Origin of the sequence: Streptomyces sp. NPDC058291, from assembly GCF_042880855.1 — a bacterium.
In the GTDB taxonomy this organism is placed as follows: domain Bacteria; phylum Actinomycetota; class Actinomycetes; order Streptomycetales; family Streptomycetaceae; genus Streptomyces.
In genome coordinates this window covers 1-14,105 of record NZ_JBHVYK010000049.1, presented here as the reverse complement: position 1 = coordinate 14,105, position 14,105 = coordinate 1, and the positions used below count along the sequence as shown (strand labels likewise).

Here is a 14,105-nt window from a genome sequence, read left to right as displayed (position 1 = left end):
CGGGCTGCCTGGCGTCCGTCGGCGTCTGGGTCCTGGGCACGCGTCAGTGACGCAGGACTCGCCGCACTGCAGCGCGACCACGGCCGGCCGCTGTTCGCGCTGCTGCTGCGGGGCTGCTCGCATCGCATCGCATGGGCCAGCTGCTGCCGGGCCACGGCGCTGACCTCGTCGGCGGCGGTCAGGTTGAGCTTCGGTGAAGATGCGACTGGACCTCGGTCAGTCGATGCCTTCGACGATGCGGAAGTCGCGCTCGACGCCGTCGGAGAGGGCGACCAGCGCCTCCTGGTAGGCCGCACTCTCGTGCGCCGCGACGGCCTGCTCGAAGCTGTCGAACTCGATCAGGACGGTACGCTCGGCGATTCCGGCGTCATGCGCCACGACCCGACCGCCACGGGCGAGGACCCGACCGCCCCCGGCCTTGACGGCCGGAGCGGCCAGCTTGTTGTAGGCAGCCAGCTTCTCGGGGTCTGAAATGGTGCGGTAGGCGCTGACCCAGTAGCCCTTGGGCATGGAACCTCCAGTGTCGGGATGAGTGCATCTGACTTACGGGTTGGTCTCGGACGAGCGTCGGCGGGCGAGAGCGAGGCTTGTCAGCGTCGTGATCGCCATGGCGCCGATGCCGACCAGCGCCGCGGTGGTGTAGGCGCTGTCGTCGGGGAAGAGGTGGCCGGGGCCGGTGCCCGCGGCGAGGATCAGGCCGCCGATGGCGCTGCCCAGGGAGTACCCGACGCTGCGGACGACGTAGTTGAAGCTCATGGCGCTCGACGTCTCGCTCTTGGGGGTGACGGCCAGGATGACGCCGGGCATCGCGGCCGAGAAGCCGCCGACGCCGAAGCCGAGCACGCCCATCGCCGCGAACAGTTCGGCCAGGTCCGACCGGGCCGCCGCGAACAGGGCGAACCCGCCGCCGACCACGACGGCGCTGCCGGCCAGGAGCAGGGGGTCGGCGATCCGCGTCCGGACCCGCGGCGTGAGCTTGCCGGCGACGAACCCCAGCACCGAGAACGGGATGAGGACCAGCCCGGCGACGAAGGTCGTCAGCCCGAAGCCGTAGCCGGCGCCGTGCGGCGTCTGCGCGTACCGGGTGATGAGCGTGAGCAGGAGGTACATGCCGATCCCGCCGACGAACATGGCGAGGTTCGCCCCGGCGACCGCCGGGTGCCGCACCGCCCGCACATCGACCAGGGGCGTCGTGCTGCGCAGCTCGATGACGGCCCAGACGCAGAGCAGCACCACCGCGACGACGGCGAGGCCCGCCGCCACGGCCAGGTGCCGGCTCCACAGATTCCGTTCGCCGGCGAGGAACAGCACCAGGAGCAGCGCAGCGGCCAGGACGACCGCGCCTGCCACGTCCACGTGGGCGGAGCGGCCTTCGGGGGCTTCGGGCATGGACCGCCACGCGGTCAGGAGGGCGGCGGCGGTGACGACCAGGCCGAGGCCGTAGGCGGCCCGTACCCCGCCGAGCTCGGCGAGCAGTGCGGCCAGCGGGTAGCCGACGCCGGCCCCGATGATCGAGACCACCGAGATCAGGGCGATCACGGCCGCGCTGCGCTCCTCGGGAAGGTGGTCCCGGGCCACGCCCATCATCAGCGCCGTCAGCCCGAGCCCGACGCCCTGGGCCGCCCTGCCGGCCAGCAGCCACGCGAACGGCAGCGGCAGCACGGTGAGCGCGCTGCCGGCGACGACGACCGCCAGCGTGACGAGGATCGTGGCCCGTCGGTGCGGGCCGGCTCCGAGCCGGCCCAGGACCGGCGTGGCGACGGCGCCGCTGAGCAGTGCGACGGTCAGCGTCCACTGCGCGCTGCCGAGCGAGACGTGGAACGAGGTCGCCACGCTGGTGATGAGCGGCGTCCCGAGGCTGGCGACCGCCGCCACGACCAGAGCGATGAACATCAGGGCGGGGACCAGCAGCCGCGCCTCGGAACGCGCCACCGGGAACGCCTTCACCGCGACCCCGTCGACCGGCTGCCCGGTCACTGCTTCGGCCCTTCGCGGTCCTGGCTTTCGAGCTCTGCCAGATGCTTCAGCGCCGGAAGGGCCGCCACCAGCGCCTCGACCTCGTCGCCGGTGAGCTCGCCGATCAACCGCTCGAACGCGTGGACGCCCGCCTGGCGCCGCGTCCGGACATAGGAGGCGCCGGCCTCGGTCAGGCACACCAGCGTGACCCGCTTGTCGGACGCGTCGCCCCGCCGCTCGACCAGGCCGGACTCCTCCATCACTCGGACCAGGGCGGTCATCGCGGGCTGGGTGACGCCCTCGACCGCGGCCAGATCGGTGATGCGCCGCGGGCCGGTCCGGTCCAGGGTGGCCAGGGTGGCGGCGGAGGTCAGGCTCATGTCCCGGGGCAGGCGTCTCGCGGCCCTGGTGGCCAGGCCGTAGAGGGCTGCCCCGATGGCGGCGGACGCGCCAGGAGCGGTGTCTTGACGACTCATGCTCGAAGCATAGCAACTTTATATTCATAGTTTATGGAAATGGTCGACTGGCGCGGGCGGCCTCGATCCACACCCGCGACGGCGGCCGGCCATCGCGCTCGGAGTACCGGCCGAGCATGTTGATGTGGTGCCGCCCGAACGGCGAGAGGCGGGCCACGTCCTCGTCGCGGACGTCGAAGCCGTCCGCGCGCAGCCGGTCTACTGCGGCGTCCGTGCACCGCGTCGTGAACAGCACGAGGGCGTTGAGGACCGGCCGAGCGCGCCGAGCCAGATGCTCTTCGACCAGGCTTTCTGCTGCGTGAGGTGGCCGGCGCGAATCGGGACGCCGATGCCCGGTCGATGCCGCCCGCGACCATGGCGCAGGTGGCGCTACCCACCTGCGATGCCCGGCACGACGCTGCGGCTCGGCCTGCCACAGTCCCGTGAGAAGGACAAAGGCCGTGAGCGGTGAACCGGGTGTGTGCTGATGCCGTTGAGACGAGAGGCACGCCCGTGCGTCGTGCACCGGTCAACAGGTCGACGACCTGTATGCCTCCTTTCTACCTCAAGGGGATTCAATGCCTCGTCACCGTCAATTCTCCCTACGCCGCGGAAGGAGGATGACGACCGCCGCCCTCACCGCCGCCACCGCCTCGCTGCTGCTTTCCGGGACCGGTTCGGCCGGGGCGGCCACAGCCTCCGAGCAGGGATCCGTCAAGCATTACGTCGCTCTCGGCGACTCCTACGCCGCCGGCACGGGCCTGCCCCAGCAGACGAACGCGGAGTGCAGGCGTTCCGCGGGCAGCTACCCGTCGTGGATCGCCGAGACGTACAAGCCGGCCGTGTTCAAGGACGTCACCTGCAGCGGTGCCACCACACGCGCGCTGTGGAACAAGCAGGGATCGGCCGCGCCGCAGGTCGACGCCCTCACCAAGGACACCGACCTGGTGACCGTCACGCTCGGCGGCAACGACCTCGGATTCTCCGATGTGCTCACCACGTGCGTGCTGGCCGGGCTTACCACCAAGGAGGGCACCCCCTGCCGCGACCGGCTTGCCGCCGGCGGCAAGGACCTGGACGCGGACTTCGCGAAACTGAGCACCCGCATCCCCGACATGCTCACCGACATCAAGCGGCGCAGCCCCCAGGCACGTGTCGTCGTGGTGGGGTATCCGAACCTGTTCCCCGCTGACGGAAGCTCCTGCGGTGCCTCCGTGCCCCTGGCCAAGGGCGACATGACCTGGCTCAACCAGGCCACGAACCGGCTGAACCTCCTGCTGGAGACGGCGGCTTACCTCAAGCAGGCCGAGTTCGTCGGCACGTCCTCCGTGTTCCACGGCAGGGACATGTGCCAGCCCTCGTCCGGGCAGTGGATCAACCCGCTGCTGCCGCAGACGCCCGGCTCCGCCCACCCCAACGCCATCGGACACCTGATGACGGCCTTCGAGGTGTACGACCGGCTCAGCAAGTAGTCACCGCTCCCTCGCTCCACCGGGTCGCACGATCACGCCGACCCGGTGGAGCGGGGGTCTGGCCGACAGGACGATGCCTCGGGCTGTTCGAGCTGCCCGGCACCCACCATCGCGTCTGGTCTCCAGCGACGGCCAGAAGCGACCTTCGCCGCCGGGCCGCCACTGAACTGAAGACGGAGACCCGGCCCGGCACTCCATCCCCATCCCGCAGAAGCTGGAGCGGCGCGGTGACGCCGCCCACACGTTCAGCGCCGGCTGACGTCCGGGCGGCGGCGGCAGGGCACATGTCATGACAGAGTCGGCTCAACTACCGGACGGCAGCGGCGTCACGCCCACTCGACGCCCAGTTCCCGCAGCGCGTCGAGTTGCTCCGCCGTGAGCTTGTCGCGCCGGGTCTTGGTGTTCGAGAACCATACGCCCAGCTTGACGGCCACCGGTTCCGTCTCGCCGTCGACCGTGATCTCCTCAGCGTGGCCGCGCGGTACAGGCCTGTGGGCGCCTTCGCGTTCCATCCACTGCGCGAGGGCTGCCACGCCCCGCTGGAACGCCTGCTGCGCCTTGCTCGGGCCCTTTGTCGCGCGGCTGGCCGCCGGGGCGGGAGACGGGGCCTCAGCGGGCTGCACACCCAACGCCGACAGCCGCTCCTGTTGCTCGTTCGACAGCAGCTTCCAGGTGCCCGGATTCTTCTGCCGCTGGAGCCACTTGCCGATGTCGTCTCCCTCGAACAGGACCCCGGGTGCGATGGCCGGCAGGACGCCGTCGGCGTCGACCAGGTCCGCGAGGACGCGGTAGTGCCGCTGCCAGTCCAGCGGCCAGGGGCAGTTCCAGTCCGGGTCGATCGCGGCCAGCTGCTCCGCGCGCTGTGCCGCCCGCTCCGGGTCCTTGCCCAGGCCGCCCTTCCGGCGGAGGTTGGCCATGTGCTGCCCGATGGGCGTCATCGTCTCGCTCTCGCCCCACACGGCGTCCTGACGGGGTGCGAGGTGTCCGGTGGCCCGCTTGTAGGACCGGAGCGCGGCGAGTTTGTTCTCCCAGGCCTCCTCGCCGGGCTCCCACACCATTCCCGCCTCCGGCGCGTCGAGCAGGGTCTTGCGCCGTTCCTCCAGTTCCCCGGCCCGCAGCGCCTTGCGCTGCTGGTGCACCCACCGCCCGAGGGGGAATTCCTTCGTGACGCCTACTTCCACCACGGCGTCGTAGGGGACGGCGTGGAGGCCGGTGATCTGGTTCTGCTTCCGCCAGCGGACGAGGGCTTGGTAGCCCTCGAGCCAGACCAGGGATTCGGGCCGGTAGACACGGGTGCGCAGGAAGGCGGCGATGGTCGCCGCGTCGCGCGGGCTGGAGAAGTGGAGCAGGGCCGACTCGGCGGCGGCCTGCGTGTCGTCGTCCTGCTCCTGGTCCTCGCCGTCACCCTTGCCGCCGGCCCCGATGATCCGGCCGTGTTCGTCCCGCCGGATGTGGACTGTGCGTTTGCCGCTGGTGAGGGCGCGGGAGGCGAGCTGCTCGACGAGTCGTTCGTCATGACTGCGGAGTCCTTGGAGGACCGCGACCAGGGGGCGGAACGAGGCGCTGGCGATCATGTCGGTGGGGTCCTCGCCGGGCTCCAGGAACACGGGCACGATGATCCGTGCGACCTTGGTGGAGCCGTCCTTGTTGAGGCGGAGGGCGCGGCCGATGTTCTGGACGATCTCGACCTGGGAGCCGCGGGTGTCGGCGAAGCAGACGGCCTCCACGCCGCGCTCGCCGGTGATGTCCACGCCTTCCCCGAGGACGCGGCAGCTGGCGAGGAAGGCGCGGTGGACCCGGCGGCCGGCCGCGTCGATGCCGCCTGCGAACTGGCGCAGGACCTCGCGCCGCTCGGACACGAGGTGGTCGCCGCACAGCCATGCCGACCACACCCGGTCCGGCGGGACGTGGCGGCCGGCCTCCAGGTCGTAGAACTCCGCGTCGATCGAGGACGCGGGAAGCCGGTCCGCAGCGGCCAGGTCCTCATCGGAGGCGTCGTTCACGTACAGCTCGGCGGCCGTCTCGGGCAGCTTCTCCGCGAACGCGGCGGCCTCCTCCACCTTCTGGTGGAACGTCATGACCGTACGCAGGTTGTACGCCGCGGCGTGCTCCAAAAGTGCGGTCTGCAAGAGTGCCAGGCGCCGGCCGCGCCGGGCCTCTTCGGACTCCCCCAGAACGGGGGAGGGGTCGCGGATCTCCAGGACGTCGATCTCGAAGCCGGCGAGGATCTCGCGCTCGATTGCTTCGCTCAGCCCGAGTTCTGCGAGCCAGGCGCCGTAGGTGCCGTCCGGGTCGTCGGCCATGGTCGCGAGCTCCACCTCCTGGCCGTCCGCGCCTGTCCGCGGCCGGGGAGCGGCGAGGATGCGCGGCGTCGCGGTGAGATAGAGCCGGAAGTCGGCGGGGATGCGGGCGTTGTCGTGGATAGCCGCCCACGGCCGACCGAGATCGCCGGCCGTGCCATGCGCCTCATCCACGATCGCGAGGTCGAACGGGGCCATCTGCTGCCCGTACAGGCGCTCTCCGCCCATCAGGGCGGACTCCAGAGGCCCGCGAACGCGTCCCCGACCCGTCAGGTCTTCCGGGTCCTCGCGGTCCACCAGGGAGGCGTACGTGGCGAACACGACCACAGGCCCGGACCCGGCCCACAGGGCGAGCTGGATCGCGTTGGTGGTGGTGCGCACACCCAGTGAGTTGAGCACCGCATCGTTCTCCAGCGAGCACACCGCGATCATCTGGGCGCGGTGCCCCAGCGAGCGCCAGGCCTGGGCGGTCTGCACGAGCAGGTCCAAGGTGGGGACCGTGACGAGGATCCGGCCGCCCGGGAAACATTCCAGCGCGCACGCGGCGGCGGTGATCGTCTTGCCCGATCCGGTCGCTGACACGATCGTGCCCCGGGCGCCCTGTGGCGGTACGGGTGAGCGGGAGGGGAATCCCGCCCATCTGCGGAACGCCGTCTTCTGGGTCACCTGGTGTTCTTTGAGCTGGATCATGGAGACGTCGAGGCGCTTTCGTCTCGGTGGGCGGGTCCGGGGGCGGCCCGAGGATCCGTGGCGATCAGCCGGTCCATCGGCTGAGGTTCCGGGCCGTGGCCACGAGGTCCGACAAGCGGACCTACGTCTTCCACGGCACCGTCGGCGTTGCCGCGATCCGACTGTGGATCAGGGCGTGATCGGCCGGTCGGGATTCAGAGCCATCGTTGTGCTGCCTCGACGCTGTCCCCGCCACTGGTGTTGAACGCGACGGCGGCCTGGGGCGCACAGCGGCGGATCAGGTTCACGACCTGTTCGAAGAGCGGAAGCAGCTGCTCGGCCTTGCGGATCCCACCGCCGACGACCACGACATCCCACGGCTGCTTGGTCAACGATGCGACCAGGGCGGACTCGGCCGATTCGTCGGAAACGATCAGCGTCATGGCCGCGTCGATGCCGTGCTCACCGAACCGGGCCAGCTCCGCATCGAGCGCCGCACGAAGCGCCGCACCGTCGACGCCAGGTATCGCTTGCGGGTCGTAACCAACAACAAGTGCAGAAGGCATGCGGACAACCCTACCGAGCCTCCCCGAACATGACCGAGCCTCCCCGAACATGACCGAGCCTTCCCGAACATGACCGAGCCTTCCCGAACATGATCCGCCGGACAGGCCCGGCGGCCGGGGGTGCCGGGAGGCGGGCTTGGGGCGGGGTGGCTTCGGCGCCCGCCCCGCGGTGGAGGCTCGTGTCCGGGCCGAGGGCCGTATAGGTGGCATAGGGAGCCGAAGGGGTGGGTGGGGGCGTGGGCGGTTACTGGCCGGGGTGGACGGCTTGGACGCCGGTGCCTGCGTAGGCCTTGGGCGTCAGCGTGAGCAGGAACCGTCCGGCCGGATGGGCGGCTGAGGGCCTGGAAGCGTGGATGGCGTGGACGGCGGCCCAGGAGTGCCCGAAGCGCAGCAGTTCGGTGGCGGTGACCGCGGCGTCGGTGTCGAACGCCTCGATCCGGATGAACCGCAGCCCCTTGATGTAGCCGAGCAGGCCGGGCCGCTCGGCGTCACCGGCCGTCAGGGACAGCACCGGCGCGTACAGGCTGCCCAGTCCGCCGGAGGCTTGGACGTAGAACGCGGCGACCGCTTCGTTGAACGGGTCCTTCGGGTCGTACAGAGCGGTGGCGGTGGTGTGGTCCAGAACGACCGCGATCGCCGCCACTACGCGGCCGTCTGCGAGCCGTGCCGCGCCCCGCCCAGGCGCTCCAGCAGCGCACGGGCCTTCGCCTCCGCCTCCGGACTCGGCGCGCCGCCGAGGGCGGAGGCGAGCTCGGCGCGGGCCAATTCGGCACGCTCGGCGTATTCGGCCTGCGTCGGCGTGTTCTGCGCCAGCTCCTCGACCAGGCTGCGGATGGTCGTGCCCTGCTCGGCCGCCAACCGCGCCAGCCGGTCCCGCGCGGCCGCGCTCACCTTGATGCTCGTCTCGTCTGCTGCCATATCCCGACTCTACCGCACTCCTCTACTGGCGGTAGAGGAGTGCGGTAGATGCGACAGCACCGCCCCCTCCAGGTCACCGCCGCGGGGCGGGGGTGCGCTCGCCGTGGGCGAACAACAGCCAGGATGGTGTCCGCGCACAAAGTGGTGGAGCCGATCCTGGATCCTCGTCGGGGGCACCCTCCTCGGACGTGCGAATCCCAGACCACGCTGTTGTCCGCCCGCTCGGCAACCTCTGTGGGGTCCACGCCGGCGTTGGGCCCGGACGACAGAGCGGCGTGCCGCAGGTCGTACGGCCGGGCAGGCAGCGGCGAGGCCACCTGTTCCGGCGTGACCGGCGTGACGCCAGGTGCCGCGCCTCATCCCAGCCACGCCAGTACGTCGTCGAGGCGACTACTTCCCGCGTTCGTTGGCGAACAGTCGGCCGTCCTTGGCCGTACCGAACTCTTCGATGTGGGTTCGGAGCATGCGCACGGGGCGCGACGCAATCGGAACGATGCGGGCTCGTGCGCAGGCCGGTTCTTGAGCCCGCGGGTGTCGTGCACCTCCCCGTTCCGGTCCAACGCTGGCCGACGGTGGGACGCAGACCGACGACCCGTCAACTGTCCAGGGGGTATACGTGCGAGTCACGGAGGGCGCGTCCGCGCCACTGAGCCGAAGCGCGACAGTTGTCATGAAGGCAGGCTTGCTGTCACCGGGATCGCGGCGTGCGAACCCCGCTGCATGCTGCTGTGGGCGGGTGCCCGCAGACGGTACCGGCAGGGGGCATATCGGTGTTTGACCTCAACCATGGTTGAGCTTCTAGGTTCGTTCCAGAGCCGCAGGAGCAGACCGGCGGTGCCTTTCAAGGAGTTCGTCATGGCCGAGAGCACAGCTCACATCGAGATACCCGACCGTTACCGCTATGCCGTGATCCCGCACATCATGGTCGATGACGCCGCCGTGGCGATCGATTTCTACCGGCGGGCGTTCGGCGCTCGTGAGGAGTTCAGGATCGATGCTCCGGGCGGCGGGATTCTGCACGCCGAGATCACCATCGGGCGGTCGGTGCTGATGCTGGGCGACGCCAGCGTGGACGAGGCCGAGGCCGGCTCCTTCGCCGCGCCCGCCTCGCTCGGTGGAGGCACGTCCGTCACGCTGCATGTCTTTGTGCCGGACGTCGACAGCTTGGCGAAGCGCGCAGAGGCTGCCGGCGCCGAGATCCTCCAGCCGCCGACAGATATGTTCCATGGTGACCGCACCGTCATCCTCAAGGATCCTTCGGGTCACATGTGGGTGTTTCTGACCCACATGGAAGACGTCTCAGACGAGGAGCTTCGGCGTCGGCTGGCTGCCGCCGGGTGACCGCTCGCAGGTGCGCACGGTGACCAGATGGACCGAACCCGGTGACAGCATCTGTGCTTCCCGCACTGTTGGTGACATGCCCTATGAGCTGTTCGGCTGGGTTCCGCAGGCAGAAGGCCCCGCGTCGGGGTATTCGCCGAGGATCGCACGTCATGAGCGGGGAGTGGTGCGGTGAACCGGTCGTCTACTCGTCTACATCGGCCGGGACAGGCCTCCGCCGACGGCACTCCTGTGCACCGTCGCCGGGCGAGGGCGGGAAGAGCCGTGAACCGGTGCGGGAGATCGTCCAGCGGGACCGAAGTGCGCACGGTCGCGCTTCACCGCTGAGCCGTAGACCGACTACCCCGACTACGAGCCCTTCGTGGGCATGATGCTCTGCCCGGCCCGGAGAAAGTGCACGGCGGGCTTCGTCGGCGCAGTTCGCGCCGGTCAGTTCGGCCGCTGTTGGCACGCCAGCGTTCTCGAAGAACGCTGGCGTGGGAAGCGCGCCGCCCTATCCCTTGCCGAAGGCGATCAGGGTGCCTTCGGCTCCGGGCACGAAGAGCCGGGCCTGGGAGGTGGCGATGCCGGGGACGACGAAACCGCGCCAGTCGTCCTCGGCGACGATGTTCGACATGGGCGGCGGCGCGGGGTAACGCCGGTACGACCACGCGACCTTGCCGGTCTTCTGGTCGAGCACGACAAGACGTCCGTCGGCGTCCTCCACGTACACGTAGCCATTGGCCACCAGGCGCACAGTGGCCGCGTTCACGGAACTGGTGTAGGTCCAGGCGGCCTTGTACGTACTGGTGCTGAGCGCCCTGACCTTGCCGTGATAGGCGAGGTACACGCGGCCCGGGCCGAAGACCGGCGTAGCGTCCGCGGGCAGTTTTCGCACGGCCGCGCCGGTCTTCTGGTCGTAGGCGGTGACCGTCTCGTCGTCACTGTCGCTGCTGCGCGTCCAGGCCGCGCCGGCGCCCAGCACGACGGGGTTGCCGTAGGCGCCGGAGACGTCGGGAACCTCGAAGCGGTGCAGTTCGGCGCCGGTCTTGAGGTCGAGGTGGTGCCAGGCGATGCCGTCGAAGCCGATCCACACGCCGGACGCGTCGACGACGGTCGGGGCACAGGAGTACTCCGAGAGGGGGGCCGTCCACACCTGGGCGCCGGTGTCGGCGCGCAGCGCCAGCGCCGTGCCGCGGCCGTCCTGTAGGTAGAGCAGGCCGTCGTACCAGACGGGCGGGTACTGCATGGACGCCGAGTCGAGGGTTATCGACCACTTCTGCTGCCCGGTGGCCGGGTCCCACGCGGCGATCGTGCCGCGCGACGTCTGCGTGTAGAGCAGGCCGCCCCCGTACGACACCCCGGCTTGGGGCTCGTTCTGCTCCAGGGAGACGGCCGGCCACAGGTCCTCGCCGGTGGCGGCCTGGACCCCGACGAGCATCATGCGCGGGCCACCCTCGGTGCCGTCGTCCGCGTTGACCACGGCGTACACCTTGTCGCCGACCGCGACGGGCGCCGAGACGACGGTCCCGAAGTCCCGGGACCACAGCTTTTTGTACGGCGGGGCAGCCGTAGCCCCCGCGACGAGACTGTCGGCCCGGCTGTCGGCGCGGTAGCCGAGCGTCGCGTCCGTCAGCTCGGCCGCGGTAGCGGTCCGCCCCGGCACCGGAGTCGCCGCCTGCGGCGAGCCGGTGAACATCGACAGCGTGACGGCGGCGACGCAGACGACGCCAAGTCTCCTACCTGAAAGGCGTGTTGTTGCCTTCAACGAGATACCCCCTGGTCGGAAGCCACCCGGTCAGGATGACCACGACCCATTACCCTCACAGAAACGTCACATGCGCTCAGAACACGCCCCTCTTCTTGCGGTCGTGGTCCAGCGGGCCGCCGAGCGCGGAATGACGACGCTCGCGCTGAGCGACCGGGACACCGTCGCCGGCACCGTCCGCTTCGCCAAGGCCGCCGCGGCCGCCGGTACACGCCCGTCTTCGGTGTCGATGTCGCCGGCGCCCTGCTGACCCCGCCGGACCACTCTCCCGGACGCACGCGCCCGCCCGCACGTGGGGACGCACACGTGGGGACGCACACGTGGGGGCGCGCACGTGATGGAGCCGCCGTTGCGAATCACCCTCTTCGCGCAGAACACCGTCGGGTGGGCGCGCTGTGCCGTCTGGTCTCCGCCGCGCATGCCGAGGCCGACGGCGCAGTGCCCGTCGCATCCTGGTCCGCCCTGCGCCAGTCGCGCTCAAGTGATCACGAACCGGCCCCACCGACTACGCCGAAGCCCTGGCGCCGCCGATGGCCGGGTCGCACGCGGTCCGAGCCATGCTTCGGGCGGAAGTCGGCGGGCCGGGGGAACGGGTGCGGGGGCCGCCCGAGATGGGGCGGCCCCTTGGGTGATCGCGCGGGGGTCAGGTCCCCGGAGCAGTCACCACGGTGACCGTTGGTGGCCCGAGTTTCGAGGAGGAAGTACAGGTGGGTCAGACGCTGGGGGATCCGGTGAACCCGTAGTTCCGGTAGCCCTTGCCGTCGCTGTCCCAGTCGAGCCGGAGTGTGGTGTCGGCGTAGACGCGCTTGCCAGTCTTGAACTTGATCGTCGGCGTCGTCCAAGAGCCGTTCCCGGAGGAGTTGGAGTGCTCCAGCTTGTACTCGATGTCGTACGTCGCGGTCTTCACCGTGGCGGCGCTGTCGGGCCGGACGAGGACGAGGCGGAGCTGCGCGGCGTCGAAGGTGGTGGTGACTCCGGAGTAGTACGGCGGGGCGTCCCAGCTGATGGTCGCCTTGCCGTAGCCGTAGCCGCCGGATCGCGCGGCGCAGACCTTGATCTTGAAGTCCCAGTTGTCTGCCCAGGGTCCGTTGTATCCGGCGTCGTCGATCGACTTGCTGCTCGTCTTGCAGCTCCAGGACAGCGCCGAGGCGGGCGTGGCCATCGCGACGGTCGCGCCGAGGACGGACACCGCCACGGCGGAGGCAGCCAGGGTCTTGCGCATACTCACATTGATTCCGATCTGTATGTTCCTGCTGGTGGAAGGTGGTCTGTGACGGTCAGCCGGGCGGCGGGGCGCGCGCCACGTGCGTGATCGCGGACGGCTTGCGGGGCGTGGGCGGGTGCATCAGGTGAGGGAGGCCACCGACGCGGTGAGGAGCCAGGTCGCTCCGGCCGGGGACGAGCCGACAGGCACGTACACCGCGCGCGCGGTGCGCCGTCGGGCACGGCTGATGGCCGACGCGTAGTCGAGCCGGGCGGCGACCCAGGTCAGGAAGTGTGAGGTGTGCATGACAGTCCCTCGGTCGGGTCGGTCGACGGTCAGGCGGTTCGGTACAGGGTCCCGTGGTCTGCGGGCTCGTCATCGGCCTTCGCGGCCTCCAGGGCGCGGATGCTGCGATGGCCCGTCGATCGCCTCGTGTCGGCCGCCGGGGGCGATCTCATATCCTTGATCATATCAGTAACAGACACCGTGCTTGTAAAGCCCCTTGAGATGGCTTTTGTGTACGCTGTCCCTGCTGAGATCTGCACGGTGCCGCCACAGAATAGACCCTATGCATGTTTCCCGGTCGAGACTCACCACGGGCAGCGGGGGAAGGTCAACGGCCGGGCTGGTGGCCGCACCAGCGGTGTGGATAACGTCTGAGGTGATCTGCGCCGGCGGTGGCTTCGGCGCCGGTACGGGGACCGCCTGGGCCGGCATGGATGGTGACCCTCACAGCGCAGACCGGGCAGTACGCCCGGCGGACAACAGGAGGCATAAGGGTGGGGCTGCGACAGCCGGTCCAGCAGCGCGGCAAGGACACAAGGGACAAGATCCTCGACGTCGCAGCGCGCCTCTTCGCGGAGAACGGCTACTCACTCACCGATGTCATGGACATCGTGAAGGCTGGGGAGGTGAGCCGTGGCGCCGTCTACCACTACTTCAAGGGCGGCAAGCAGGACGTCGCCCATGCGGTGGCTACCGAGTCGTTCGTCATGGACGACCTCCCGTCGACCGATGGGCCTCGTCTGCAGAACGTAGTCGACGCCTCGATCCTGCTCGCGGTGGCCGCACCGCAGGTGACCGTGGTCCGGGCAGCGATGCGGATCGCCCTGGAGCAGGGGCATCCGCTCTACGGTTTCCTGTGGGACACGTACATTCCGCTGGTGGAGGGGTGGCTGACGGAGGCCCGCGACCGGGGCGAGCTCATGCCGGGGGTGGTCCCGCACCAGGTGGCCACCGGTTGGGTCGACGGATACACCGGCCGCGACGCGCGGTACCGGCACCGGTACGACGAGCTGCCGGAGGCGGTCGCTCAGCTGAACATGCTGATGGTCCGGGCGATCGCCACGCCGGAGACGATGATGCGAGTGGATCTCTCCGTCGAGCGCGGCCGCCGGCTTTTCACGCACTCCCGGTGGGCCTTGCAGGCACAGCCGATCAGCTGAGCGGAAAACGGCGGGTCGCGGCGCAGGTGCGC

General features: G+C 70.1%; 14 protein-coding genes and 2 pseudogenes. 4 read left to right on the top strand and 12 right to left on the bottom strand.

Annotated features, from left to right (window positions below; genetic code table 11):
* Positions 1-216: 216 nt before the first annotated feature.
* The 4 genes and pseudogenes from ACFVYK_RS23570 to ACFVYK_RS23555 all read right to left on the bottom strand — a co-directional run.
* Positions 217-510, bottom strand: a complete 294-nt coding sequence (locus ACFVYK_RS23570) for a DUF1330 domain-containing protein (protein ID WP_171401715.1) — start codon at positions 508-510, stop codon at positions 217-219.
* Positions 511-543: 33 nt separating this feature from the next.
* Entirely contained in the window at positions 544-1,977 is a 1,434-nt protein-coding gene (locus ACFVYK_RS23565; RefSeq protein WP_389777232.1) for an MFS transporter, read from the bottom strand.
* The gene (locus ACFVYK_RS23560; protein WP_014173936.1) at positions 1,974-2,336 is read right to left on the bottom strand and encodes a MarR family winged helix-turn-helix transcriptional regulator; all 363 of its coding nucleotides are present in this window, start codon (positions 2,334-2,336) and stop codon (positions 1,974-1,976) included. The genes ACFVYK_RS23565 and ACFVYK_RS23560 overlap by 4 nt, the downstream gene beginning before the upstream one ends.
* Before the next feature lie 127 nt (positions 2,337-2,463).
* A pseudogene (locus tag ACFVYK_RS23555) lies at positions 2,464-2,747 on the bottom strand (Tn3 family transposase); the annotation flags it as partial.
* 284 nt (positions 2,748-3,031) lie between these two features.
* On the opposite strand from ACFVYK_RS23555, the gene ACFVYK_RS23550 reads away from it, so the two are divergent.
* Positions 3,032-3,883, top strand: a complete 852-nt coding sequence (locus tag ACFVYK_RS23550) for an SGNH/GDSL hydrolase family protein (RefSeq protein WP_389777230.1) — start codon at positions 3,032-3,034, stop codon at positions 3,881-3,883.
* A 326-nt stretch (positions 3,884-4,209) separates the two neighbouring features.
* On the opposite strand, the gene ACFVYK_RS23545 is transcribed toward ACFVYK_RS23550, so the two are convergent.
* The 5 genes and pseudogenes from ACFVYK_RS23545 to ACFVYK_RS23525 all read right to left on the bottom strand — a co-directional run.
* A complete protein-coding gene (locus ACFVYK_RS23545; RefSeq protein WP_389777227.1) occupies positions 4,210-6,873 on the bottom strand; it encodes a Helicase associated domain protein in 2,664 nt (887 codons plus the stop codon).
* 194 nt (positions 6,874-7,067) lie between these two features.
* The gene (locus ACFVYK_RS23540) at positions 7,068-7,418 is read right to left on the bottom strand and encodes a hypothetical protein (RefSeq protein ID WP_389777224.1); all 351 of its coding nucleotides are present in this window, start codon (positions 7,416-7,418) and stop codon (positions 7,068-7,070) included.
* A gap of 244 nt (positions 7,419-7,662) precedes the next feature.
* A complete protein-coding gene (locus ACFVYK_RS23535; RefSeq protein ID WP_143613642.1) occupies positions 7,663-8,061 on the bottom strand; it encodes a hypothetical protein in 399 nt (132 codons plus the stop codon).
* Positions 8,061-8,336 (bottom strand): hypothetical protein, encoded by a 276-nt coding sequence (locus ACFVYK_RS23530; protein WP_389777221.1) that lies wholly within the window; start codon positions 8,334-8,336, stop codon positions 8,061-8,063. The genes ACFVYK_RS23535 and ACFVYK_RS23530 overlap by 1 nt, the downstream gene beginning before the upstream one ends.
* A 203-nt stretch (positions 8,337-8,539) precedes the next feature.
* A pseudogene (locus ACFVYK_RS23525) lies at positions 8,540-8,916 on the bottom strand (site-specific integrase); the annotation flags it as partial.
* Between the two features lie 275 nt (positions 8,917-9,191).
* On the opposite strand from ACFVYK_RS23525, the gene ACFVYK_RS23520 reads away from it, so the two are divergent.
* Complete coding sequence (locus ACFVYK_RS23520) at positions 9,192-9,677, top strand: VOC family protein (protein ID WP_389777218.1); 486 nt, start codon at positions 9,192-9,194, stop codon at positions 9,675-9,677.
* A 493-nt stretch (positions 9,678-10,170) separates the two neighbouring features.
* Here the strand turns inward: ACFVYK_RS23520 and ACFVYK_RS23515 are convergent, their stop codons facing one another.
* Positions 10,171-11,424 carry a PQQ-binding-like beta-propeller repeat protein gene (locus ACFVYK_RS23515; protein ID WP_389777215.1) on the bottom strand — a complete coding sequence of 418 codons (1,254 nt, stop codon included), beginning with the start codon at positions 11,422-11,424 and terminating at the stop codon, positions 10,171-10,173.
* Positions 11,425-11,494: 70 nt separating this feature from the next.
* Between ACFVYK_RS23515 and ACFVYK_RS23510 the strand changes: the two genes are divergently transcribed.
* Positions 11,495-11,674, top strand: a complete 180-nt coding sequence (locus tag ACFVYK_RS23510) for a hypothetical protein (protein ID WP_389777212.1) — start codon at positions 11,495-11,497, stop codon at positions 11,672-11,674.
* Positions 11,675-12,136: 462 nt separating this feature from the next.
* On the opposite strand, the gene ACFVYK_RS23505 is transcribed toward ACFVYK_RS23510, so the two are convergent.
* Positions 12,137-12,646 carry a hypothetical protein gene (locus tag ACFVYK_RS23505; RefSeq protein ID WP_389777210.1) on the bottom strand — a complete coding sequence of 170 codons (510 nt, stop codon included), beginning with the start codon at positions 12,644-12,646 and terminating at the stop codon, positions 12,137-12,139.
* Positions 12,647-12,769: 123 nt separating this feature from the next.
* Positions 12,770-12,934: a hypothetical protein gene (locus tag ACFVYK_RS23500; protein ID WP_389777207.1), complete on the bottom strand. Its 165-nt coding sequence runs from the start codon at positions 12,932-12,934 to the stop codon at positions 12,770-12,772.
* A gap of 473 nt (positions 12,935-13,407) precedes the next feature.
* Between ACFVYK_RS23500 and ACFVYK_RS23495 the strand changes: the two genes are divergently transcribed.
* On the top strand, positions 13,408-14,073 hold the full coding sequence (locus ACFVYK_RS23495) for a TetR family transcriptional regulator (RefSeq protein WP_389777204.1): 666 nt from the start codon (positions 13,408-13,410) through the stop codon (positions 14,071-14,073).
* Positions 14,074-14,105: the final 32 nt, after the last annotated feature.

Bases quoted from the DNA above. Each gene is read 5' to 3' on its own strand.
- ACFVYK_RS23530 (WP_389777221.1), bottom strand. From the start codon at position 8,336: ATGGCAGCAGACGAGACGAGCATCAAGGTGAGCGCGGCCGCGCGGGAC.
- ACFVYK_RS23540 (WP_389777224.1), bottom strand. From the start codon at position 7,418: ATGCCTTCTGCACTTGTTGTTGGTTACGACCCGCAAGCGATACCTGGC.
- ACFVYK_RS23510 (WP_389777212.1), top strand. From the start codon at position 11,495: ATGCGCTCAGAACACGCCCCTCTTCTTGCGGTCGTGGTCCAGCGGGCC.
- ACFVYK_RS23545 (WP_389777227.1), bottom strand. From the start codon at position 6,873: ATGATCCAGCTCAAAGAACACCAGGTGACCCAGAAGACGGCGTTCCGC.
- ACFVYK_RS23500 (WP_389777207.1), bottom strand. From the start codon at position 12,934: ATGCACACCTCACACTTCCTGACCTGGGTCGCCGCCCGGCTCGACTAC.
- ACFVYK_RS23520 (WP_389777218.1), top strand. From the start codon at position 9,192: ATGGCCGAGAGCACAGCTCACATCGAGATACCCGACCGTTACCGCTAT.
- ACFVYK_RS23560 (WP_014173936.1), bottom strand. From the start codon at position 2,336: ATGAGCCTGACCTCCGCCGCCACCCTGGCCACCCTGGACCGGACCGGC.
- ACFVYK_RS23505 (WP_389777210.1), bottom strand. From the start codon at position 12,646: ATGCGCAAGACCCTGGCTGCCTCCGCCGTGGCGGTGTCCGTCCTCGGC.
- ACFVYK_RS23550 (WP_389777230.1), top strand. From the start codon at position 3,032: ATGACGACCGCCGCCCTCACCGCCGCCACCGCCTCGCTGCTGCTTTCC.
- ACFVYK_RS23570 (WP_171401715.1), bottom strand. From the start codon at position 510: ATGCCCAAGGGCTACTGGGTCAGCGCCTACCGCACCATTTCAGACCCC.